Raw genomic sequence first — 20,458 nt, 5'->3', positions numbered from 1 at the left:
TCGTCAGGCCGCGGCGCGGCCAAGGTCGAGCGATTGCCGGCGCCTGGTCGGGAAGCTCAGTGCCACCGCGACGGCGGCAAGCCCGATTGCGAAGGAGCCCGCATGCAGCCATGTGTAGCGCTGGAAATTGTCGAACACGAGTCCGCCGGCCCACGGCCCGATTGCCATGCCGAGGCTCGCGAAGGCCGACACCGCGCCGAACACCGTGCCCATGATGCGCGCGCCGAAGAACTCGCGGACCAGCACCGCATAGAGCGGCATCACCCCGCCATAGGCGAGACCGAACACGACGGACAGCGCGTAGAATTCACCGAGCTGCGCCACCGCGAGATAAGTCGCGATGCACATCGCCTGCACGAACAGGCCGGCGACCAGCACCGGCTTGGCGCCGATGCGATCGGCAGCCGCGCCCAGCAGCAGGCGGCCGCCGAGCCCGGAGACCCCGGCGACACTGTAGACCGTCACTGCCGTGAGCGGGGCGATGCCGCACACCATCGCATAGGACACCATGTGAAAGATCGGGCCGGAATGCGCGGCGCAGCAGGCGAAATGCGCCGCCGCGAGCGCGATGAATTGCGGCGTGCGCAGCGCCTGCGACCCCGTCAACTCCATCTCCGGCGCGGCATTCGCCGTTGTGGGCCCGGCCGCTGCCGGCGCCGAGCGCACCAGGAAGCTGGCGGGGATCAGCAGCGCCCACGCGGCGATGCCGATCACCAGCATCGCGATGCGCCAGTCATAGGCGGTGATCAGCCAGCTTGCGGTCGGCGCGATCGTCACCGGCGACACGCCCATGCCGGCGGAGACCAGTGCCACCGCGAGGCTGCGGTGGGTCTCGATCCAGGCGCTCGCGAGCGCCATCATCGGCGCGTAGAAGCTGCCGGCGGCGATGCCGATCAGCACGCCGAAGTACAGCTGGAACTGCCACAGGCTTGCGGCCTGGCTCGCGGCCACGAGACCGAGCCCCAACAGAACGCTTCCGGCAAGCACCACGATGCGGGTGCCAAACCGGTCCGACAGCGTGCCCCAGACAAACGCGGCAGCAGCCATGCAGAGGAAATCGATCGTCGCCGCCGCCGACACACCGGCGCGCGACCATCCCATCGAGTCCGAGATCGGCTGCAGGAAGACCGCAAGCGACAGCATCGTGCCGAAGCCGACGCATGTCATCAGCGCACCCGCGGCGACGACGACCCAGCCGTAGTTGAAGCCTGATGGCTTGCTCATGCGGTTCCTCTGCGCTTTTGGTCTTGTTGATGGTGCGCAGCAGGGATGGTGACCGATCTGCCGGGGGAGGGCAAGGCTGCGGTATCAGCCCGCAGGATGAGTAGAGCGGAAGCGAAACTCACAAACTTCTGGACTGCACTTCGGGTGATGGGTTTCGCAAGAGCTCAACCCATCCTTGTAATAGCGGAATCGAATATCATCGACCCGTTCCGTGAGGAATGGCCTGCTGCGGACTGCAATCCGCAGCAGGCCGCTGGCGATCGGATCGTACCCATCCTGAGCAGTTTGTGGCTGCCCCGTAGCGTGATCGCGCCAGCACCTTCATCGGACCCGGATGGTTGCCGGAACAATTTGGTTCGCTTCACAAGGCAGGGTCGAGGAAGATGGAAAAGACTAGCATGATTGTGGCCGGCATCGATACGGCCAAAGACAAGCTGGACGTTGCGATTTGCGGACAGACTCAGCGTTTACAAGTCGCAAACTCAATGCGGGGTTGGAAACAACTTCGTTTGGAGCTGACAAAGGCCGGAGTCGAACGCGTCGGGATCGAGGCGACCGGTGGTTACGAACGTGGTGTGGTCAGGCACCTGCAGGCGGCAGGTTTTCTCGTTCTGGTTCTCCAACCGATCCAGGTGCGGGCCTTTGCGCGCATGCACCGCCAGAGGGCTAAAAATGATGCGCTCGATGCGGCTTTGATTGCCGCATGTGCGACCGCAATCGAACCACATGAGATAGGGGCGGACCAGCGACTGACGGCACTTGCCGACGGCCTGACCTTCGTCGAGCAAATCGAAGAGGATATCGCTCGCTTCAAGACCCGGCTCGAGCACATTGCCGAACCGCGCCTGAAACGAATGGTTCTCGCCGACATTGCGCGGCTCAAGGTGCGAAGACTGGCGCAGCTACGCCTCATTGCCAAGCAATTGCGCGATCACCACGACCTGGCTGCCCGACTTGATCTCGTCATAAGCGTTCCGGGCATTGGCGAACGCACCGCGCTTGCCCTGATTATCCGGATGCCCGAGCTCGGCCGCATCAACCGGGAGCAGGCATCGGCGCTCGCAGGTCTTGCTCCCTTCGACGACGACAGCGGGAAATACAAAGGCCAGCGTCACATCGCCGGGGGCCGGGGCCGTCTTCGGCGCTCCCTCTACGCCGCCGCGCTCCCCGCAGCCTTCCGCTGGAATAAGGCCTTGATCAACCTCTACAGCCGTCTCACGGCCGCGGGGAAAGCCCACAACGTCGCTATGGTGGCTTGCGCCAGGAAGCTCCTGATCTATGCCAACACTGTCGTTGCCAGAGGTACGCCCTGGCGCGAAAACGTCATCCAGACTTAATGGTTGCTACGCCAGTCGCCGCGTCGGCAATGAGCGGCGCGACGGCGCGGGCGCGCTCGATGAGGCCAAATCCGGGAGTTGCATACATGCGCGTTTCCTCGCCCATTCTTGGTGTGAGCGGTAAGGAGGCAATGGTGGTCTATGTGGCAGGGAGGATCAAGGTGGTCCACCGCCATTCCGGGCTCGGGCCAACTGGCGCCGCGGAATGACGGTTTGGTCTCGCAAGCTCGCGCTGACGCGGGCGACATCACAGCTCGGGCAAACCCGGCGGCGGCTTGCGTGCGTTCGTTGCTTGCTCGAAGGCATACGCCAGACGCAGCAGCTTGTGCTCGCTCCAGGCGCGCCCTGCGAAGGTGACGCCGAGCGGATAGTCGGGCGTGTCTTTGCCGTCGTTCGTCCCCGAGACGAAGCCGCCAGGCACCATGACGCTGGGATAGCCCGCCTTGGCGGCGATTATGGCGCCGTAGGCGCCGGGGAACAGCACCGCGTCGAGCTCGTGCTGGTTCATATAGGCGTCCATTCCGCGCGTCCTGGCGGAGAGCAGGTCCATGGCACGTGCGGACTTGTACTCGGGCTCGCTCAGATCGCCCCTGGTCAGGTCAGCGGCGAGGAAGTGGTCCTGTCCGAAACGGAGCGCATTGTCGGCGTTCGCTGCGTTGAAGGCCACGATGTCGGCCATGGTCTTGATGTCAGTGTTGGTCGCCCATTCCCGCAGATAGAGATTGAGACCGTGCTTCATCTCGTACAGAAAGACGACCGGGGGTCTTGCGACCGTGCCTTTGTGGGTGCTCAGCGGATTGCGGTTGAGCACGGCCATGGTCGTGCCCGGTCCACCGATCCAGCCAAGTGTCGGCATGCTGGCCTGCACGATGACGGCGCCGAGATCCTCCAGCACCTTGATCACCTCGGCCATCAGCTTGGCCGACTTCGGCGGCAGCTTGCCGTAATAGCAATCGTTCAGCGGGTCGGCGGGGTCGCTCGGCACGCCGATGCGCGCGCCCTTCATCGCGTCGGTGACGAGGCCGGCGGTGTAGTCGGCCGGCCGCCGTTGCTCTTGCGTCGCTGGGTCGAGCGGGTCCTTGGCAGCCAGCACATTCAGCAGCATCGCGGCATCGCGCACCGTGCGCGTCATCGGACCGGCGGTGTCCTGGCTGTGCGCAATCGGCAGGATGCCGGCGCGGCTGATCAGCCCGACGGTCGGTTTCACGGTGACGAGGCCGTTCAGGCTGGCGGGATGCAGCAGCGAGCCTGAGGTCTCCGTGCCAATTGAGGCCGCGCAGAGGCCGGCTGTCACGGCGACCGCCGAACCCGAGCTCGATCCCCCTGGAGACATCACCGGAATCCCACGATCGTCCAGCGCGGGCGCATAGGGGTTCTTCACCTGGCCGCCGAGCGATGAATAGCCCGCGGGCATGTCGATCGCGAGCATATTGGCGAACTCCATCAGGTTCGCCTTGCCCAGGATCACCGCGCCGGCACGCCGCAGCAGCTTGACGATGGTGGCGTCATCCCTGGCGCGCGCACTCTCCAGCGCCAGCGAGCCCGCCGTGGTCGGCTGTTCGTCCCCGGTCGCGATATTGTCCTTGAGTAGGATAGGGACGCCCGCCAGCGGCCGCTGGGGCGACGGCCTCGTGCCGTCGAGCGTGCCCGCGAGCGCATCGGGATTGAGTGCACGGACCGAGTTGAGCTTAGGCCCGTCGCGGTCATACGCCGCGATGCGCGCGAGATAGAATTCGGCCAGCGCCCTCGCGGTGATCCGCCCGCCGGCCAAGGCATCGATGATGTCGCTCATCGGCGCGTGCGCGAGCATCTGCATGGTCGGCGCCGACGGCGTCCGTTCAGTCAGGCAAGATCCAGGAAGCTCGGACATTCGCGTTTCCTCGCCCATTCTACCGTGAGCGGTCAATCGCACGATGGTGGTCTATTTGGCGAGGAGGATCAAGGTAGTGTGGCGTCAATCCGGCAATCGCGACGTGAAGTGCGGAATCGGAGATGATGATGCAAGCTCGAAGAGCTCACGCCGGCTCCAAGAAACTATTGGTGCTGCTCGGACATTATCGTTTTCCAGAACAGCGTGATACTCTTCCGAAACAGGCAGCGATTTTGGCCTCCAACCGGCAGCGGCAAATGTCCTCGTCTGATGCTCCGATGAAACGCAGTGACGCAGCCCGCCGAGGGCGGAGACAGACGAAGACCCTGCTGCTGATTTTAGCCATCGGGTTTCTCGTTTTCGGAGCTGCTGCGGGTACATTGTATTACGCGCTGCGGCCGATAACGCTCCGGATTGCCGTCGGACCGCCGGGAAGCAACGATCACAAAGTGATCGAGGCGATGACCGAGGCCTTTGCCAACGAGAGCAGGACCGTGAGGCTGTCTCCGATCACGACCGCCGGAGCGGCCGAAGCTCTCGCCCTGCTCGGTGCCGGCAAAGCCGATCTTGCGGTGGGTCGCGGCGATCTGGAAATGCCGGCCGACGCGCAAACAGTCGTCATCTTGCGCAAGAACTTCGTCGTGCTGTGGTCTTCTTCGGGACCGGCGGGCAAGGGCTCCAAGCGAAAGCCGGCGCCGAAAATCAAGGAGGTCGCAGATCTCGCTGGGCATAAGGTGGGGGTGATTGGCGCGACCCCAGCGAACGCCGCGTTGCTGAGAGTCATCCTGAGCGCCGCCGGTGTGGAGCCGGACAAGGTCACGGTCGCTCAATTCGGCACGGGCCAGCTTGAGGAGCTGGCGCGTGACCCGAGCCTCGACGCCTTCATGGCGGTCGGTCCGCTCGATAGCAAGATAACCGCCGACGCGATTGCCGCGACCGCCCGGACGCGTGGCGAGCCGAAATTTCTCGCGATCGACGCATCGGAAGCCATCGCCCTGAAGCATCCGCGTTATGAATCGGAGGAAATTCCGCCAAGCATTTTCAATGCGAATCCAGCCCGGCCGGATGACAAGGTGGAGACCGTCAGTGTCAGCCATTTGATCGTAGCGCGGAATGCCTTGTCCGAAACCACAGTGGCGGCGTTTTACCGCCAGCAATTCGCCCTCCGCCAGGCGATTGCCAGGCAGGTACCAGGCGCTGCGCAAATCACCAAGCCGGACACTGAGAAAGAAGCCGAGCTGCCGGTTCACCGGGGAGCGGCGGCCGTGATCGACGGCACTGAGCGCACCTTCCTCGACAGGTACGGCGACTACTTCTGGTTTGCGCTCCTGCTTCTCTCCGGCATTGGCTCGGCGGGCGCCTGGCTGCGTCAATATCTGAATCGGGATGAACGCGACGAGAACACTGGCCATCGCAACAGAATTCTGGCGCTGGTTTCCAAGGTGCGCACTGCAGAGTTCGACCATGAGCTGCTGGCCATGCAGCAGGAGGTTGACAGCATCATAGAGGAAACGCTCGGCTGCTACGATGACGGCGCCATCGAGGAAGAGGAGCTGGCAGCCTTCGGCCTGGTGCTCGAACTGTTCGATCATGCCCTCAGCGAGAGGCGCGCAGCGTTGCAAACCCCTCCTTCGAACGTGCTCGCCGCGCGGCGGTAGGCGATACAATAAGCCCGCGCCCGCTGAATCCCAGAGAACAGTCCAAACCGGATCTAGGTCGGGTCCTTTAGCAATCGCTCCATGACGATCGTGCGTTCGTCGCCATGATAGTTGTCGCGCACGCCGTTGAACCCGAGCCGGGCGTAGAAGGCCTCAGCGGTGACTGACGAAGAGAGGGTCAACGAAGGGATGTTGCGCTCGCGTGCGGTATGCTCGATCTCGACCATCAGCAGCTTGCCGATGCCCCGGGCCTGAACATCGGGAGCGACGAAGACCGTGCGGACCACGCTTCCGTCGAGACTGCGGTCGCAACGATGCGGCTGCGGATCGTGGCGACAAACACGGTGCGTTGTCCGATCAGCCGCCGTACGGCATCTGGACTGAAACTATGCGCGATCCTTTCGATGATCTCGTCCGCGTAGTCCTTCGCGTTCGTTTCCCGCAGCGCCCGTAAGATGACCACGCTGATCTCATCGGCATCATCTACGAGTGCGGGCCGGATTGTGCATTCCATGGGACGCTCCAACCGTCGCTGTAGGTCCGCGGCCGTATACAGCACAATGGCTGTTCGCCCCTGCGGCCATGAAATGCACAATGACCGCGCTATTGCAGTCCCAGACCGCTGCAGTACCACGCCATATCTTCGTGTCGCCAGCCGCGCTTGACGCCTGATTCCTTGCACTCATTGTAGGTCTTGAAGTTTGCTCCGTTTCGGCAGCCTGACGGGTAGCTCCCAAAGCCGCCACCCGAGGTGGAACACGCGACCGGGCTGACCGCCGTGGTCGGGGCGGCCGTGGCTTTGGGAGCTGCGTTGGCTGATGTGATCGACAAGATGATCAAGCCGCCTAACGCCAAAACCGAAGCTTTCATTGCTCTCTCCTGATCGCAGGGATGCGTCATGCTATCCCAGGATGTGTTGTAGCAGAAGATGCAACCGAGATGAAGGAGCACTGTGCTGCGCGCGCTTTCTGGTCTTTCCATTCGACAGCAAACCGCGACAGCGTTGGTTCCTCTGAAGGAACGGTCAGCAGCTCAACGCGTTTGAGGTAGCGAAAGGACACTTGCATGACCGAGAAATTCGATCCGGCACCGCCGGACAAGAACGCGGAAGATCTCAAGCGCGGCATCCGGCGCGACAAGGCCAAGGACGACGAGTTGGACAAGGGCTTGAAGGACAGTTTCCCGGCGTCGGACCCGGTGAGCAGCACCCAGGCGTCCAAGGCGACGCCGGACGCATGAAGGAGGGATAGACTATGGGCCTCGCAGCCTATGATATTGTTGGCAGGGATGGTGCCTGGCACGTCGACCACGATGGCGAAATCCGGAACACTTACCAGACCAAGGAAGCCGCTTTCGAGGCGGCTGTGGCCGCGGCATCGCTCGCCATGCGGCAGGGTCATTCCGTGCGGCTGACGGTGCCGGAGAGCGAGAACGCCGTCGGCGCGGAAAATTCGGGCGGATGACCCTCGACGGCATTCTGATTCTACACGGCCGCCAGCAAATGGGCGGGCGGAAACGGCTTGCGCAAAAAGGTGGTGTTGGGCGGCAGCGGCGCCATCACCGTCCCGGACATCAGCACGATGTTGAGCCCGGGATGAGCGCTGCGCGCGTACTCTGCGAGCTCGAGCCCGGTCATTCTCCCCGCGAGGTTGTGATCGGTGATGAGCGCTCTTAGCTCCGTGCCCGTCGACGCCACGATGAGCTCCGCCGCCTCCGCGGTGGCACATTCGACGACTTCGAACCCTTCGTCCTTGAGAAGGTCGGATAAAACTTCGCGCTGGAGCGAGTCGTCCTCGACCAGCAGCATGACGAAATTCGACATGCGGTCATTCCCAACTTATCGAATGTTAATGCGCAGCCTGGAAGATTGTTCGGTTGTGATGTCTTCGTTCGGCGCTCCGTGCGCCACGGCATGATCAGTCGAACATGTTGCATTCTCCTTGAGCTTTCGAGGCAGGCGCCGAAGCGGGGATCGAACAGGAGCGGCAATGGCGATCGTCTTCATCACGGGCAGCACGGACGGTTTGGGCCGCGCAGCGGCCCAGTCTCTCCTCGAACAGGGCCACCAAATCGTCCTGCACGCGCGATCGGCGGAACGTGCGGCCGCAATCTCCGAGCTTGAATCGCATTCCGCACGGGTCGTGATCGGCGATCTCAAGAGCGCCGCCCAGACCAGACACGTGGCAGATCAGGTCAACGCAATCGGACGAATGGACGCGGTCATCCACAACGCCGGGGTCTATACCGAGCGCAGCCGCGGCCCAACGCCCGAAGGCCACGCCACCACGCTGGCGGTCAACACGCTCGCGCCCTATTTGCTCACCGCCCTGATGAAGCGCCCCGATCGGCTGGTGTATCTCAGCAGCGGACTTCATCACGGCGGAGAGGGATCGCTAGGCGATCTCGACTGGACCAGGCGAACCTGGGATCCGGCCAAGGCGTACGCGGAGAGCAAGCTGCACATGGTCGCACTGGCCTTTGCCTTGGCGCGGCGTTGGCCGCAGGTGCTGAGCAACGCCGTCGATCCCGGCTGGGCACGCACCAAAATGGGCGGTGCCGGAGCGCCGGTCGGCGTGGCCACCGGACAACGGACGCAGACCTGGCTCGCCGTGAGCGATGATCCCGCCGCCCTGGTCAGCGGTCGTTACTGGCATGACCTCCGGCAACAAGAGCCGGCGCACGAAGCGGCTGATCCCGATTTTCAGGAGAGGCTTCTGGGCAGACTGGGCGAGTTGACGGGGGTGACGCTGCCTCCAGCGTAGAAGCAATTCGCCTGAAGGCCACATCTTCCCAAAGCGTCCGGAGGAGGATGCTGCCCCTCATGCGCACGGCATTGCCGCGGGCTGCATGATGTCATTATGCCCGTGTTTTGCCCGACAGGTCAAGCGAAATTCTGAAAATCAAAAGTTCAATCCGAACAAGCCCCTCGCTACTGTGCATGGGGTTGTTTTCGCGGTTTTTATTTTTCGGTTCCTGAAAAGCGCAGACCGGACCTGTCTCGTCGCGCTCGCGGCGGCCTAAAGCCCCCGCCTCAGCTGTCCACCTTCAGCGCGGCAATAAAAGCTTCCTGCGGGATGTCGACCTTGCCGAACTGCCGCATCTTCTTCTTGCCTTCCTTCTGCTTCTCCAGAAGTTTTCGTTTGCGCGTGATGTCGCCGCCGTAGCACTTTGCGGTGACGTCCTTGCGCAGCGCGCGCACCGTTTCGCGCGCGATCACCTTGCCGCCGATCGCCGCCTGGATCGGGATCTGGAACATGTGCGGCGGGATCAAATCCTTCATCTTCTCGACCATGGCGCGGCCGCGGCCTTCGGCGCGGGTGCGATGCACCAGCATCGAGAGCGCGTCGACCGGCTCGTTGTTGACCAGGATCTGCATCTTGACCAGATCGGCCGGCTTGTAGTCGGTGAGATGATAGTCGAACGAGGCATAGCCCTTGGAGACCGACTTCAGGCGGTCGTAGAAGTCGAACACGACCTCGTTGAGCGGCAGATCGTATTTCACCATGGCGCGGGAGCCGACATAGGTCAGCTCCTTCTGCACGCCGCGGCGGTCCTGGCACAGCTTGAGCACGCTGCCGAGATATTCGTCGGGGGTGAGGATCGTGGCCTCGATCCAGGGCTCCTGGATCTCCGCGATCTTGACCACATCCGGCATGTCGACAGGATTGTGAATCGAGATTTCCTGGCCGTCGGTCAGGCTCATCTTGTAGATCACGCTCGGCGCGGTCGCGATCAGATTGAGATCGAATTCGCGCGACAGACGCTCCTGGATGATCTCCAGATGCAACAGCCCGAGGAAGCCGCAGCGGAAGCCGAAGCCGAGTGCGGCCGAGGTCTCCATCTCGTAGGAGAAGCTGGCATCGTTGAGGCGCAGCTTGCCCATCGCCGCCCGCAAGGTCTCGAAGTCGTCGGCGTCGGCAGGGAATAGGCCGCAGAACACCACGGGAATGGCCGGCTTGAAGCCCGGCAGCATGTCGGTCACCGGCTTCTTGTCGTCGGTGATGGTGTCGCCGACGCGGGTGTCGGCGACTTCCTTGATCGCGGCGGTGATGAAGCCGATCTCACCGGGGCCGAGCTCGTCGACCTGCGTCATCTTCGGGGTGAAGAAGCCGACCCGCTCGATGTCATAGGCCGCGCCCGTGCCCATCATGCGGACCCGGCTGCCCTTCTTCATGACGCCGTCGACGACGCGGATCAGCACCACCACGCCGAGATAGACGTCGTACCAGCTGTCGACCAGCAGCGCCTTTAGCGTCGCGTCGCGGTCGCCCTTCGGCGGCGGCAGGCGGGTGACGATCGCCTCCAGCACGTCGGGCACGCCGAGGCCGGTCTTGGCCGAGATCATCACGGACTCGGACGCGTCGATGCCGATGACGTCTTCGATCTGCTGCTTGACCTTCTCCGGCTCTGCGGCGGGAAGGTCGACCTTGTTCAGGACCGGAACGATCTCATGTCCCGCATCGAGCGCGTGGTAGACGTTGGCGAGCGTCTGCGCCTCCACGCCCTGGCTGGCGTCGACCACCAGCAGGGAACCCTCGCAGGCCGCCAGCGACCGCGAGACTTCGTAGGCGAAGTCGACATGGCCGGGCGTGTCCATCAGGTTGAAGATGTAATCCTTGCCGTCCTTGGCGCGGTAGGCGAGGCGCACCGTCTGCGCCTTGATGGTGATGCCGCGCTCGCGCTCGATATCCATGGAATCGAGCACCTGCTCCTTGCCCGCCATTTCACGGTCGGTGAGGCCGCCGGTCATCTGGATCAGGCGGTCGGCCAGCGTCGATTTGCCATGGTCGATATGGGCGACGATGGAGAAATTGCGGATGTTGGAAATGGGGACGGTCGTCATGGGCGCGGGATACCACTCACACCCCCGTGCGGCAACCATATTGCTGTAATTTCAGGGCCTTTGTTCACGCCAAGCTGATTCCACGAAGGCCCGAAACGCGCTACGCAACGCCTGATGTCCAGGCCCATGTCCACGACCTCGATCCCGTCTGCCCGAGCCCGCGCGAAGACCCGGGTGAGCTATGCCCGCTTTCGGGCGTGGCTCGTTGCCAGCGCGACCCGCCCCGAGGCGCGCCTCTGGCTGGTGATCCAGCTCGCCATCCTGCATGCGGTGCTCTGGACCTTCATCCTGATCAATCTGAAGGCAGCGCAGGACGTTCACATGGACGTCGCGGAAGCCTGGGGCTGGGGGCAGAAATTCCTCTGGGGCTATGGCAAGCACCCGCCGCTGTCGGGCTGGGTTGCCGGCCTCTGGTTCACACTGTTCCCGCCGACGGACTGGGCGACCTATGCGCTGGCGATGGCGACCGTCGGCACCGGTATGGTGATCTGCTGGCTCATCGCGCTGCGCGTCGTGGATGCGCGGCGCGCATTCCTGGTCGTGGTGATGGTCGCGCTCTACCCGATCTTCAATTTCAAGGGCTTCAAGTACAATCCCGACCTGCTCCAGCTCGTCACCTTGCCGCTCCTCGTGCTCGCTTATCTCAATGCGTTCGAGAAGCGGAGCTGGCAATCCGGAGTCTTGCTCGGCCTTGCCGGCGCGCTGGCGCTGATGACCAAATACTGGGTGCTGACCATGATCGGCGCCATCGGGCTTGCCGCGCTGATCCATCCGGAGCGAATGAGATTCCTGTCGTCACCGGCGCCATGGGTTGCGATCGCGACGATGGCGGCGGCGATGATCCCGCACATCGTCTGGCTCGCGGACGCGCATTTCGTGCCGCTGACCTATGCCGGCGATACCTACAGCCTCGAGGACAGCGGCCAGGTGCATCAGCTCGTGGCGGGCTATGCCCTGCATAATTTCGCGCTGCTGGCATTGCCGGTGGCGCTGGCCGCGCTGGCGATGGCGCTGGTGCCGCCTTGGTTCAGGCTGCTGCTGCGTTCGCCCTTGCGCATCGTCACGCGGGCCTGGGCCCGCGGCGCGAATCCGGGCGTGAATCTTTCGCAGGCGCGCAACGTCTGGCTCATTCAAATTATCGTCGCGGTCGGCCCCGCGCTCGGCGCATTGGCCTTCAGCATCTACATGAAGACCGATTGGGGCATCTCGCTGTTCTTCCTGGTGCCGCTCGCGCTGGTCGCGATCCCGGCGTTGCGGGTGCAGAGTGCTGCGCTGTTCAACATTGTCGCGATCTGGCTCGTGCTCAGCGTCGCCACGCTCGCTGCCTCGCCCTGGATCGCTGCGCGCGAGATGGCGGCCAATGCCGGCAACACGGCGACCTATGGCGCGCGCTCGGATCTCGCGCGCGAGCTGACGCAGGCCTGGCACGCGCGCTTCGCCTCGCGCTGGGCGGTCGTCGCCGGCACCATGGAGTCGATCCAGCCGATGGTGTTCTACAGCCCGGATCATCCGGCCGCGTTCACGCCGCTCGAAGCCTGGGGATCCGGGTTGATCTCGCCCGATGACGTCAAGAGATACGGCTTCATCGGCGTGTTCGATCCGGCCGACGGTCGCCTGCCGGCGTTCGAGAAATGGGTGTCCGAGGTTGCGCCGAACGCCGAGCGCATCGTGATGACGACGCGCCGTTTCACCCACGGCAAGGCCGGTCCGTCGATGAGCTGGAACATCTACATCGCGCCGCCGGGGAATTGATCGAGGCGACGCCGCCTAAATCCCTTCCTCGTTGAATTTGCTTTCAACGAGTTCGGTGATCGCCGCGAGCGCGGCTTCGGCGTCGTCCCCGGCAGCGGCGACCGTGATGGTGGTGCCGGGACCGGCGGCGAGCATCATCAGGCCCATGATCGAGGTGCCGCCGACGGTTTCGCCGCCGCGCGTCACCCAGACCTGCGCGCTGAAGCGCTCCACGGCCTGGACGAACTTCGCGGAGGCCCGCGCGTGCAGGCCGCGCTTGTTGATGATCAGAAGGTCCTTGGAGATCGCGCCCGCGGGCACGCCCGTCCCGGCTTGCGGCGCCTCGTCGCTCATTTGCCGGCGAGGACGCGGCTGGCGATGGTGACGTATTTGCGGCCGGCTTCCTGAGCCATCGCGATCGCGTCGGGGAGCGGACGCTCCTCGCGCACCTTGGCAAGCTTCACCAGCATGGGAAGGTTGATGCCCGCGAGCACTTCGACCTTCGGCCGGCTCATGCAGGATATTGCCAAATTGGATGGCGTGCCGCCGAACATGTCGGTGAGGATCGCGACGCCGTCGCCGGAATCGACGCGGTTAACCGCCTCGATGATGTCGCTTCGACAGAGATCGGAATCATCTTCGGCGCCGATCGTGATCGCTTCGATTTGCTTTTGTGGGCCCATGACATGTTCAAGCGCTGCCTTGAATTCGTCGGCAAGGCGCCCGTGGGTCACAAGTACTAGACCAATCATCGGAAAACTCCTCGCGGGCGCTTTTGGTGCACCGCACGAACGCGCCACTTTGACCATCCAGAGCCCCCGCGCAAGAGGGGATGTTGCGTATCTCCCTGAATCTAGACGGATGGATAAGGGGAGCTGCGCCGGTCTATTCGGTCGCGAGTGTGGGGTTCATATGGTTACCATTTCCCTTCAAACAATCGCCTGAAGGGTTAACGGAAGATGAACTCTTGGTAGTGGTCAAGGCCGCGACAACCAGAGGAAGGGGCGAATAGCCGCGGCCGATCGGGATTCGCGGTATTTCGACACCTAAAATGGCTGTTTTCAGGGATTCGGCCGGCGGCAGCCGCTCCGCATCCGCGGCGTCCAGATCGACCACGAGGCCGACGGTCGCATGCTCCACGAAGTCGCAGCGGCGGATTCCCAGGCCCCGGATCTCGATCAGGCCGGCCAGGACCGGAGCGGGGCGGACCTCAATTTCGCGGCCGACTGTCGCCAGATGGACACGGTCATCACCGACCAGAACGGCCCTTTCGAGCACGCCGCTACGTCCCGCCATGATCAAATCGAAGGCAAGGCGCGACTTGCCGGAGCCCGAGGGCCCGCGGATCAGCACCGCCAGATCTCCAACCTTGACCGCCGAGGCGTGAATGCTGGGGCCGCCTTCGTCCAAGCTGCCTTGGCTCATAGCGCCGGCAGCCTCACCACGAAGCGCGCGCCGACAACAACAGGCGCTCCGTCCTCGTCCGCCGGGCCGGACCGGTTCTCCGCCCAGATGCGTCCGCCATGCGCGTCGACGATCTGCTTGGAGATCGACAGGCCGAGGCCGGAGTTCTGGCCAAAGCCCTGATGAGGGCGGTCGGTGTAGAAGCGCTCGAAGATGCGCTCCAGCGCGTCGTCGCGGATTCCGGGGCCGTCGTCGTCGACCACGATCTCGATCTCGCCGCGCACGCGGCGGCAGGTGAGGCGCACCTTGTTGCCGGGCTCGGAGAAGGACTGTGCGTTCGAGAGCAGGTTGGAGACCACCTGTCCGAGCCGCGAATCGTGGCCGGTCACGGCGAAATTGTCGGTCGGGCCGCGGCCCTCGAAACGCATTTCGACCGCGACGTCATGGCCGAGCTTGGTTTCATTGGCAACGGAGACGAGCGTCGTCAGCAGGCGCCGCAGATCGACCGGGATCGCATCCTGGCGCTGCAGTTCGGCATCGAGACGGCTGGCGTCGGAGATGTCCGAGATCAGCCGGTCGAGCCGCTTGACGTCATGCTCGATCACCTCGAGCAAGCGCGCGCGGCTGTTCTCGTTGCGCGCCAGCGGCAACGTTTCGACCGCGGAGCGCAAAGAGGTCAACGGGTTCTTCAATTCGTGGGCGACGTCGGCGGCGAACATCTCGATCGCTTCGATGCGGCTGTAGAGTGCACTGGTCATGTCGCGCAGCGCACCGGAGAGATGGCCGATCTCGTCGCGACGACGGGTGAAGTCGGGAATTTCGACCCGGGTCCTGATCCGGCGGCGGATCAGTTCGGCGCTGTCGGCGAGCCGGCGGACTGGACCTGCGATCGTGCTGGCGAGCAGCAGCGACAGCATGATCATGACCGCGGCGGCGACGCCGCCCACCTTGAGGATCGCGAGGCGCTCGGCGGTGACCATCTGGTCGATGTCGTCGCCCTGCGTCGACAGCATCAACGCGCCGTGGATGGCGCGCGAGCGCAGCACGGGGACCGCGACCGAGACGATCACCTCGCCGCGCGCATTGACCCGCACCATCGAGCGCTTCTGGCCCTGGAGCGCATCGCCCACCTCCGCATAGCCATTGCCGTTCTCGGGTCCGAGCTCGCGATAGAGCGGCAGGTCGCCGCGATTGAGCCAAGTGCGGACCGCGACCATGCCGCGTTCGACCATGCCCGGCTTCTCGGCGGCGACCGACGGCAGGGGAAAGCGCACCACGGTATCGAGGCTGCGGCTGTCGACCAGCAGGCTGCCGTTAGGGTCGTAGATGCGGGCGCGTGTCTTGGTGGGCGAGATCAGCGTGCGCAGCACCGGCGCCACGCGCTCCGGATTGATCGGAAAATCCAGCGGGGAATACTCGTCCGAGCCGCCATAGGTCTCGCCCGGCTTGAGGTCGAGCAACCGGTCGGGATCGATGGTGATGGCGTTGGTCTGCACCGTCGCGGAGGCCGCGATCGCGCCGGCGATGATCTCCGCCTGTACCAGCAGGCTCTGCGCGCGCGCGTCGATCAGGCCGGCGCGGAATTGCGACAGATAGAGGATGCTCGCCACCAGCGCGACCAGGCCGGCGAGGTTGAGCGAGACGATGCGGCGGGTCAGGCTCGAGAAGGACAGCGCGAAGAAGAACTGCCCGGCGCGCCTGAGCCAGTTCAGCGGACGCCAGCCCCGCACGGCCGGCTTGTCCTCGGCCAATTGATCCGGAGCGCCGTGGGCGGTGACGTCCTCGGCGTTCTGGTTCTCGTCAGGCTGCGTTCGGTCAAGCAATGCTCACGCCCGCGTTAGGACAGCTCGTGCGAAGGTCCCCGCATTCTAGAGCCATCCCGGTCCCGATGGAATCAGAACCGGCGATGCTCTCGGTCTTTCGTGGAGGCGCGCGCGCCTCAGGCTTCCTTGAAGCGGTAGCCGACGCCGTAGAGCGTCTCGATCATCTCGAACTCGTTGTCGACCACCTTGAACTTCTTGCGCAGCCGCTTGATGTGGCTGTCGATGGTGCGGTCGTCGACATAGACTTGGTCGTCATAGGCGGCGTCCATCAGCGCGTTGCGGCTCTTCACCACGCCGGGCCGGGTCGCGAGCGCCTGCAGGATCAGGAATTCGGTGACGGTCAGCGTCACCGGTTCGTTCTTCCAGGTGCAGGTGTGCCGTTCAGGATCCATGCGCAGCAGGCCGCGGTCGAGTGCCTTGGCGTCGTTCTCCTTCGGCGTGACGGTCGGGTCCTTCGGCGCCGAACGGCGCAGCACCGCCTTGACGCGCTCGACCAGCAGGCGCTGCGAGAACGGTTTGCGGATGAAGTCGTCGGCGCCCATCTTGAGGCCGAACAGCTCGTCGATCTCTTCGTCCTTGGAGGTCAGGAAGATCACGGGCAGGTCGGATTTCTGCCGCAGCCGGCGCAACGTCTCCATGCCGTCCATGCGCGGCATCTTGATGTCGAGGATGGCAAGATCGGGCTGGGTGGTGCGGAAACCGTCGAGCGCGGAGGCGCCGTCGGTGTAGGTCATGATGCGGTAGCCTTCGGCCTCCAGCGCGATCGAGACGGATGTGAGAATGTTGCGGTCGTCGTCGACCAAAGCGATTGTGGGCATGAGCCTCTGCTTTCTGCTTTCCGTTTGGGTCGTGGCTTGAAAACGGCGAGCAATCCACTGATGCGCCGCATACATGGGTGCCGAGTTGGCATTCGAACCTTGTCACCGAGCAATGCAAGCTAGGCTGAAGTGTGACCAAGTTCCACGAAACACGGCAGATTCGCCGCATCTCGACCCATAACCGGGCCCCGGTTTACCCGAAAAAAGGCCCTCCATGCAACCACCTGACCCGAGAAAGCCGATGCAACCGACCCCTGATTTCGACCCCGGAAAGCTCGCCAGATCGCTGCTGCGGCGGTCACGGCAGGGTGCCCTGGCGACGTTGATGGCCGGCAGCGGCGATCCCTATTGCTCCCTGGTCAATCTGGCCAGCCATCCGGATGGCTCTCCGATCCTGCTGATCTCGGAATTGGCCGTGCACACCAGGAACATCCTGGCCGACAGCCGGATGTCCCTGATGCTGGACGAGCGCGCGGCGGGCGATCCGCTGGAAGGTGCCCGAATCATGCTGTCCGGCCATGCCGAGCCGGCCGACGCGGACAAGGACCTGCTCCGGCGACGGTATCTCAATGCCCATCCCTCAGCGGAAGCTTTTGTTTCCTTTAAGGATTTTTCCTTCTTCCGGATTCGGCCCACGGGAACCCATCTGGTCGCCGGCTTCGGCCGGATCGTCGACCTCAAGCCGGAGCAATTCCTGACCGACCTCACGGGGGCCGAGGACTTGCTGGCGGCGGAGCAGGGGGCGGTCGAGCACATGAATGCCGACCACCGCGAGGCCATGGGCCTCTACGCCACAAAATTGCTGGGTGCTGCCGCCGGCGACTGGCGCTGCACCGGCTGCGATCCGGAGGGCCTCGACATGCAGGACGGCCAGACCGCCTTGCGGTTGGATTTTCCGGAGCGCGTCGCTGATGGCACGGCGTTGCGCAAGATGCTGGTTCGCCTCGCCGGCGAAGCGCGCAGCAGGATGGACCAGAGCGCGACACATTGAACGCTGCTGCCCATCGCGGCGACCCAAGACCATAATTGGTCAGAAGGCGGCCGGCGAGAGCGTCATGGCAGAATGGAAAAAACTGACGCTGGTTGCGGGTTTGACGCTCGCGATCACCGCATCGCTTGTCACGCCCAGCCTTGCTCAGACAAGCCCTGCCCAGAAAGGTCTCGCCGCGGAGAGCGCGCGGATCAACGCCCTGATGAGCGCCGGCAGATATTCGGAAGCACTGCCGCTGGCGCAAGGCATGGTCGCGAACCTGGAGAAGAGCGACACCGGTCGCGAGCTCGCCGCCGCGCTGAACAACCTCGGCCAGGTTCATGCCGGTCAGGGCCACGACGATCTGGCGGAGCCGCTCTACAAGCGCGCCATCATGCTGATGGAAAAGTCGCTCGGTCTCGAAACCCCGTTGATCGGAGCCGAACTGAGCAACCTCGCTGCGCTCTACCAGCGGCAGAGCCGCTACGCCGAGGCTGAGCCGCTATTCAAGCGCGCGCTCGCCGTTCGCGAGAAGGGATTGTCGCGCGAGCATCCCGATGTCGGCCAGTCGCTCAATAATCTCGCCACGCTCTATGTGAAGCAGCAGCACTATGCCGACGCCGAGCCGCTGTTTCAGCGGGCGCTCGCGATCTACCAGAAGGCCGGTGGCTCCGAGCATCCGGCGGTGGCCACCGTCCTGAACAATCTCGGCCAGGTCTATCGCGATCTCAATCGCGATCCGGACGCGGAAGCGCCGATCAAACGCTCGCTCGCGATCCGGGAGAAGGTGCTGGGACCGGATCATCCCGACGTCGCCCGCTCGCTGAACAATCTCGCCGGGCTCTACGAGCACCAGCAGCGCTACGGCGACGCCGAGCCGCTCTATCGCCGCGCGCTGGTCATCCGCGAACGCGCGCTCGGGCTCGATCACCCCGAGGTCATGACCTCGACCAGCAATCTCGCTTATTTCCTCTACGTGGCCGGGCGCACCGCGGACGCATTGCCGCTCGCGGAAAAGACGCTTCGGGGCGATCGCGCGCAGTTGCGCGTCGTGTTGCCGGTCCTGTTTGCCGCGCGCCAACAGGATCTGCTGCCCGGCGACAAGGCGCTGGACGAGGCCCTCGCCGCGATCCAGCGCGGCACGCAATCCTCCGCCGCATCCGCCGTGAACAAGCTCGCGGTTCGGCTTGCCGCCGGCAGCGACCGCCTCGCCGAGCTGGTGCGCCGGGACCAGGATCTCGCGGCTGAGTCCGAGGCACTCGACAAGGCGATCGTCACCGCGGTGTCGAAGCAATCCGCGCAGCGCGATCTCGCGACCGAGCAGCGCAGCCGGGCGCGGATTGCAACGATTGCCAACGAGCGTGCGGGCTTGCAGAAAACGCTCGCGGTCGAGTTTCCCGACTACGCGTCGCTTTCCAATCCCCTGCCGTTGACCGCAAAGGACATCCAGTCGCTGCTGTCGGCCGACGAGGCGATGGTGCTCTACTCCGTCGTCGACAAGCAGAGCTATGTCGTCGCGATCACGCGCGAGGGCGTGGACTGGAAGGCTATTCCACTCGGCGCGGATGCGCTGACGCAGAAGGTGACGGCATTCCGCAAGGGACTCGATGTCGGCAAAGCGCGCGATGCCTCCGGCAAATCCGGATTGTTCGATCTCGCACTCGCCAACGAACTCCATGTCGCGCTGCTCGGTCCGGTCGAGACGTTGACAAAGGACAAGCGCAGCCTGCTGGTGGTGCCGTCGGCTGCGCTGACCGCATTGCCGTTTCATCTGCTCGTCACCGAGAAGCCGCAGGCTGCGATCCCGGACACCCTCGAAGGCTATCGCGGCGCCGCCTGGCTGCTGCGGCGTCAGGCCGTCTCGGTGCTGCCGTCGGTGGTCAGTCTGAAATCGCTGCGCGCCTTCGCGCGTCGGGACCAAAGCGTGAAGCCGATGACAGGCTTTGGCGATCCCGTGTTCAATCCCGCACTGGAAGGGGCCGCCGCCGAGCGGCGCGCCGCGAACGGCAAGGTCGCCGCGCGCAGCATCGCGACCATCGCCTATAGTGATTTCTGGCGCGGTGCCGGCGTCGATCGCGCGCGGCTTGCGCAGGCGCTGCCGCAACTGCCCGACACCGCCGATGAGTTGAACGCGGTGGCCAGGGATGTCGGGGCTGCCGAGGCCGATATCCATCTCGGCCGCGACGCCAGCGAGACGACGCTCAAGCGTGCAGCGCTTGCTCAATACGGCATCATCTACTTTGCCACCCACGGCCTCGTTGCCGGCGACATCAAGGGACTGGGTGAGCCCTCGCTCGCGCTCTCCATTCCCGATCAGCCCACTGAGTTCGACGATGGTCTGCTCACCGCAAGTGAAGTCGCTCAGCTCAAGCTCAATGCGGATTGGGTTGTGCTGTCGGCCTGCAACACCATCGCGGGCGACAAGCCGGGCGCCGAGGCCCTGTCCGGACTGGCGCGCTCGTTCTTCTACGCCGGCGCGCGCGCACTGCTGGTCTCGCATTGGGCCGTGGATTCGGAAGCTGCCACACGCCTGACCACGATGACTTTCGAGCTGCTCAAAAACGAACCAACAATGGGGCGTGCCGAAGCCTTGCGCCGCGCAATGTTAACCTATGTTGACGACACCTCGTCTCCGCGCAACGCGTATCCTGCGATGTGGGGGCCCTTCGCGCTCATCGGCGAAGGCGCGGTACGATAGGGTGGGCTTGCGATTGTCCTTCAGTTGTCTTCGATATTGTGCGTCGCAACAATCTCGGGAAACGCCGAAACGCACATTTGGT

19 protein-coding genes are annotated in these 20,458 nt (G+C 64.1%); 8 read left to right on the top strand and 11 right to left on the bottom strand.

Translation table 11 applies throughout. The features are described 5' to 3' along the window. Positions 1 to 3: 3 nt before the first annotated feature. A complete protein-coding gene (locus BRA1417_RS0101995) occupies positions 4 to 1,224 on the bottom strand; it encodes an MFS transporter (RefSeq protein ID WP_027514371.1) in 1,221 nt (406 codons plus the stop codon). Between the two features lie 398 nt (positions 1,225 to 1,622). Between BRA1417_RS0101995 and BRA1417_RS0101990 the strand changes: the two genes are divergently transcribed. Beyond that, positions 1,623 to 2,561, top strand: coding sequence for an IS110 family transposase (locus tag BRA1417_RS0101990; RefSeq protein ID WP_245286133.1), 939 nt, complete (start codon positions 1,623 to 1,625; stop codon positions 2,559 to 2,561). Positions 2,562 to 2,808: 247 nt separating this feature from the next. Here the strand turns inward: BRA1417_RS0101990 and BRA1417_RS0101985 are convergent, their stop codons facing one another. Continuing rightward, positions 2,809 to 4,431, bottom strand: a complete 1,623-nt coding sequence (locus BRA1417_RS0101985; RefSeq protein WP_027514369.1) for an amidase family protein — start codon at positions 4,429 to 4,431, stop codon at positions 2,809 to 2,811. Positions 4,432 to 4,688: 257 nt separating this feature from the next. Between BRA1417_RS0101985 and BRA1417_RS0101980 the strand changes: the two genes are divergently transcribed. After that, entirely contained in the window at positions 4,689 to 6,089 is a 1,401-nt protein-coding gene (locus tag BRA1417_RS0101980) for a TAXI family TRAP transporter solute-binding subunit (RefSeq protein ID WP_035968319.1), read from the top strand. A gap of 53 nt (positions 6,090 to 6,142) precedes the next feature. Here BRA1417_RS0101980 and BRA1417_RS45250 read toward each other — a convergent pair whose 3' ends face one another. Together BRA1417_RS45250 and BRA1417_RS43550 are read right to left on the bottom strand one after the other, a co-directional pair. Continuing rightward, positions 6,143 to 6,376, bottom strand: a complete 234-nt coding sequence (locus tag BRA1417_RS45250) for an N-acetyltransferase (protein ID WP_245286132.1) — start codon at positions 6,374 to 6,376, stop codon at positions 6,143 to 6,145. 316 nt (positions 6,377 to 6,692) lie between these two features. Further along, on the bottom strand, positions 6,693 to 6,959 hold the full coding sequence (locus BRA1417_RS43550) for a hypothetical protein (protein WP_156948535.1): 267 nt from the start codon (positions 6,957 to 6,959) through the stop codon (positions 6,693 to 6,695). 195 nt (positions 6,960 to 7,154) lie between these two features. On the opposite strand from BRA1417_RS43550, the gene BRA1417_RS44625 reads away from it, so the two are divergent. Together BRA1417_RS44625 and BRA1417_RS0101965 are read left to right on the top strand one after the other, a co-directional pair. Further along, on the top strand, positions 7,155 to 7,328 hold the full coding sequence (locus BRA1417_RS44625) for a hypothetical protein (RefSeq protein ID WP_167552273.1): 174 nt from the start codon (positions 7,155 to 7,157) through the stop codon (positions 7,326 to 7,328). 14 nt (positions 7,329 to 7,342) lie between these two features. Next, positions 7,343 to 7,552 (top strand): hypothetical protein, encoded by a 210-nt coding sequence (locus BRA1417_RS0101965; protein ID WP_027514367.1) that lies wholly within the window; start codon positions 7,343 to 7,345, stop codon positions 7,550 to 7,552. A gap of 20 nt (positions 7,553 to 7,572) precedes the next feature. Here the strand turns inward: BRA1417_RS0101965 and BRA1417_RS0101960 are convergent, their stop codons facing one another. Continuing rightward, entirely contained in the window at positions 7,573 to 7,911 is a 339-nt protein-coding gene (locus BRA1417_RS0101960; protein ID WP_027514366.1) for a response regulator, read from the bottom strand. Between the two features lie 166 nt (positions 7,912 to 8,077). Here BRA1417_RS0101960 and BRA1417_RS0101955 point away from each other — a divergent pair, with 166 nt between their 5' ends. Next, complete coding sequence (locus BRA1417_RS0101955; protein WP_027514365.1) at positions 8,078 to 8,851, top strand: SDR family NAD(P)-dependent oxidoreductase; 774 nt, start codon at positions 8,078 to 8,080, stop codon at positions 8,849 to 8,851. Between the two features lie 269 nt (positions 8,852 to 9,120). Here BRA1417_RS0101955 and lepA read toward each other — a convergent pair whose 3' ends face one another. Further along, positions 9,121 to 10,932 carry a translation elongation factor 4 gene (gene lepA / locus BRA1417_RS0101950; RefSeq protein WP_027514364.1) on the bottom strand — a complete coding sequence of 604 codons (1,812 nt, stop codon included), beginning with the start codon at positions 10,930 to 10,932 and terminating at the stop codon, positions 9,121 to 9,123. A gap of 126 nt (positions 10,933 to 11,058) precedes the next feature. On the opposite strand from lepA, the gene BRA1417_RS0101945 reads away from it, so the two are divergent. Beyond that, complete coding sequence (locus tag BRA1417_RS0101945) at positions 11,059 to 12,684, top strand: glycosyltransferase family 39 protein (protein WP_027514363.1); 1,626 nt, start codon at positions 11,059 to 11,061, stop codon at positions 12,682 to 12,684. 15 nt (positions 12,685 to 12,699) lie between these two features. Here BRA1417_RS0101945 and BRA1417_RS0101940 read toward each other — a convergent pair whose 3' ends face one another. From BRA1417_RS0101940 to BRA1417_RS0101920, 5 genes are all read right to left on the bottom strand, one after another. After that, positions 12,700 to 13,017, bottom strand: coding sequence for an HPr family phosphocarrier protein (locus BRA1417_RS0101940; RefSeq protein ID WP_007604995.1), 318 nt, complete (start codon positions 13,015 to 13,017; stop codon positions 12,700 to 12,702). Then, positions 13,014 to 13,415 (bottom strand): PTS sugar transporter subunit IIA, encoded by a 402-nt coding sequence (locus BRA1417_RS0101935; RefSeq protein WP_007597752.1) that lies wholly within the window; start codon positions 13,413 to 13,415, stop codon positions 13,014 to 13,016. The genes BRA1417_RS0101940 and BRA1417_RS0101935 overlap by 4 nt, the downstream gene beginning before the upstream one ends. Positions 13,416 to 13,548: 133 nt before the next feature. Then, the gene (locus BRA1417_RS0101930; protein WP_027514362.1) at positions 13,549 to 14,073 is read right to left on the bottom strand and encodes an HPr kinase/phosphorylase; all 525 of its coding nucleotides are present in this window, start codon (positions 14,071 to 14,073) and stop codon (positions 13,549 to 13,551) included. A gap of 11 nt (positions 14,074 to 14,084) precedes the next feature. Then, a complete protein-coding gene (locus BRA1417_RS0101925) occupies positions 14,085 to 15,890 on the bottom strand; it encodes a sensor histidine kinase (RefSeq protein ID WP_027514361.1) in 1,806 nt (601 codons plus the stop codon). Between the two features lie 116 nt (positions 15,891 to 16,006). Then, the gene (locus BRA1417_RS0101920; RefSeq protein ID WP_007597749.1) at positions 16,007 to 16,708 is read right to left on the bottom strand and encodes a response regulator transcription factor; all 702 of its coding nucleotides are present in this window, start codon (positions 16,706 to 16,708) and stop codon (positions 16,007 to 16,009) included. Between the two features lie 241 nt (positions 16,709 to 16,949). On the opposite strand from BRA1417_RS0101920, the gene BRA1417_RS0101915 reads away from it, so the two are divergent. Together BRA1417_RS0101915 and BRA1417_RS0101910 are read left to right on the top strand one after the other, a co-directional pair. Beyond that, positions 16,950 to 17,699 (top strand): HugZ family protein, encoded by a 750-nt coding sequence (locus BRA1417_RS0101915; protein WP_027514360.1) that lies wholly within the window; start codon positions 16,950 to 16,952, stop codon positions 17,697 to 17,699. A 64-nt stretch (positions 17,700 to 17,763) separates the two neighbouring features. Further along, positions 17,764 to 20,376, top strand: coding sequence for a CHAT domain-containing tetratricopeptide repeat protein (locus tag BRA1417_RS0101910; RefSeq protein WP_027514359.1), 2,613 nt, complete (start codon positions 17,764 to 17,766; stop codon positions 20,374 to 20,376). The last annotated feature ends 82 nt before the right edge of the window (positions 20,377 to 20,458 follow it).

It is taken from the genome of Bradyrhizobium sp. WSM1417 (genome assembly GCF_000515415.1).
Classification (GTDB): Bacteria; Pseudomonadota; Alphaproteobacteria; order Rhizobiales; family Xanthobacteraceae; genus Bradyrhizobium.
This window is presented reverse-complemented; position numbering and strand designations above follow the sequence as displayed.

Excerpts from the sequence above, each read along its gene's own strand:
- BRA1417_RS0101915 (WP_027514360.1), top strand. The coding sequence starts at position 16,950 with ATGCAACCGACCCCTGATTTCGACCCCGGAAAGCTCGCCAGATCGCTG.
- BRA1417_RS0101965 (WP_027514367.1), top strand. The coding sequence starts at position 7,343 with ATGGGCCTCGCAGCCTATGATATTGTTGGCAGGGATGGTGCCTGGCAC.
- BRA1417_RS0101910 (WP_027514359.1), top strand. The coding sequence starts at position 17,764 with ATGGCAGAATGGAAAAAACTGACGCTGGTTGCGGGTTTGACGCTCGCG.
- BRA1417_RS0101985 (WP_027514369.1), bottom strand. The coding sequence starts at position 4,431 with ATGTCCGAGCTTCCTGGATCTTGCCTGACTGAACGGACGCCGTCGGCG.
- BRA1417_RS0101920 (WP_007597749.1), bottom strand. The coding sequence starts at position 16,708 with ATGCCCACAATCGCTTTGGTCGACGACGACCGCAACATTCTCACATCC.
- BRA1417_RS0101995 (WP_027514371.1), bottom strand. The coding sequence starts at position 1,224 with ATGAGCAAGCCATCAGGCTTCAACTACGGCTGGGTCGTCGTCGCCGCG.
- BRA1417_RS0101980 (WP_035968319.1), top strand. The coding sequence starts at position 4,689 with ATGTCCTCGTCTGATGCTCCGATGAAACGCAGTGACGCAGCCCGCCGA.
- BRA1417_RS0101955 (WP_027514365.1), top strand. The coding sequence starts at position 8,078 with ATGGCGATCGTCTTCATCACGGGCAGCACGGACGGTTTGGGCCGCGCA.
- BRA1417_RS0101940 (WP_007604995.1), bottom strand. The coding sequence starts at position 13,017 with ATGAGCGACGAGGCGCCGCAAGCCGGGACGGGCGTGCCCGCGGGCGCG.
- BRA1417_RS0101960 (WP_027514366.1), bottom strand. The coding sequence starts at position 7,911 with ATGTCGAATTTCGTCATGCTGCTGGTCGAGGACGACTCGCTCCAGCGC.
- lepA (WP_027514364.1), bottom strand. The coding sequence starts at position 10,932 with ATGACGACCGTCCCCATTTCCAACATCCGCAATTTCTCCATCGTCGCC.
- BRA1417_RS44625 (WP_167552273.1), top strand. The coding sequence starts at position 7,155 with ATGACCGAGAAATTCGATCCGGCACCGCCGGACAAGAACGCGGAAGAT.
- BRA1417_RS0101990 (WP_245286133.1), top strand. The coding sequence starts at position 1,623 with ATGATTGTGGCCGGCATCGATACGGCCAAAGACAAGCTGGACGTTGCG.
- BRA1417_RS0101945 (WP_027514363.1), top strand. The coding sequence starts at position 11,059 with ATGTCCACGACCTCGATCCCGTCTGCCCGAGCCCGCGCGAAGACCCGG.
- BRA1417_RS43550 (WP_156948535.1), bottom strand. The coding sequence starts at position 6,959 with ATGAAAGCTTCGGTTTTGGCGTTAGGCGGCTTGATCATCTTGTCGATC.
- BRA1417_RS0101935 (WP_007597752.1), bottom strand. The coding sequence starts at position 13,415 with ATGATTGGTCTAGTACTTGTGACCCACGGGCGCCTTGCCGACGAATTC.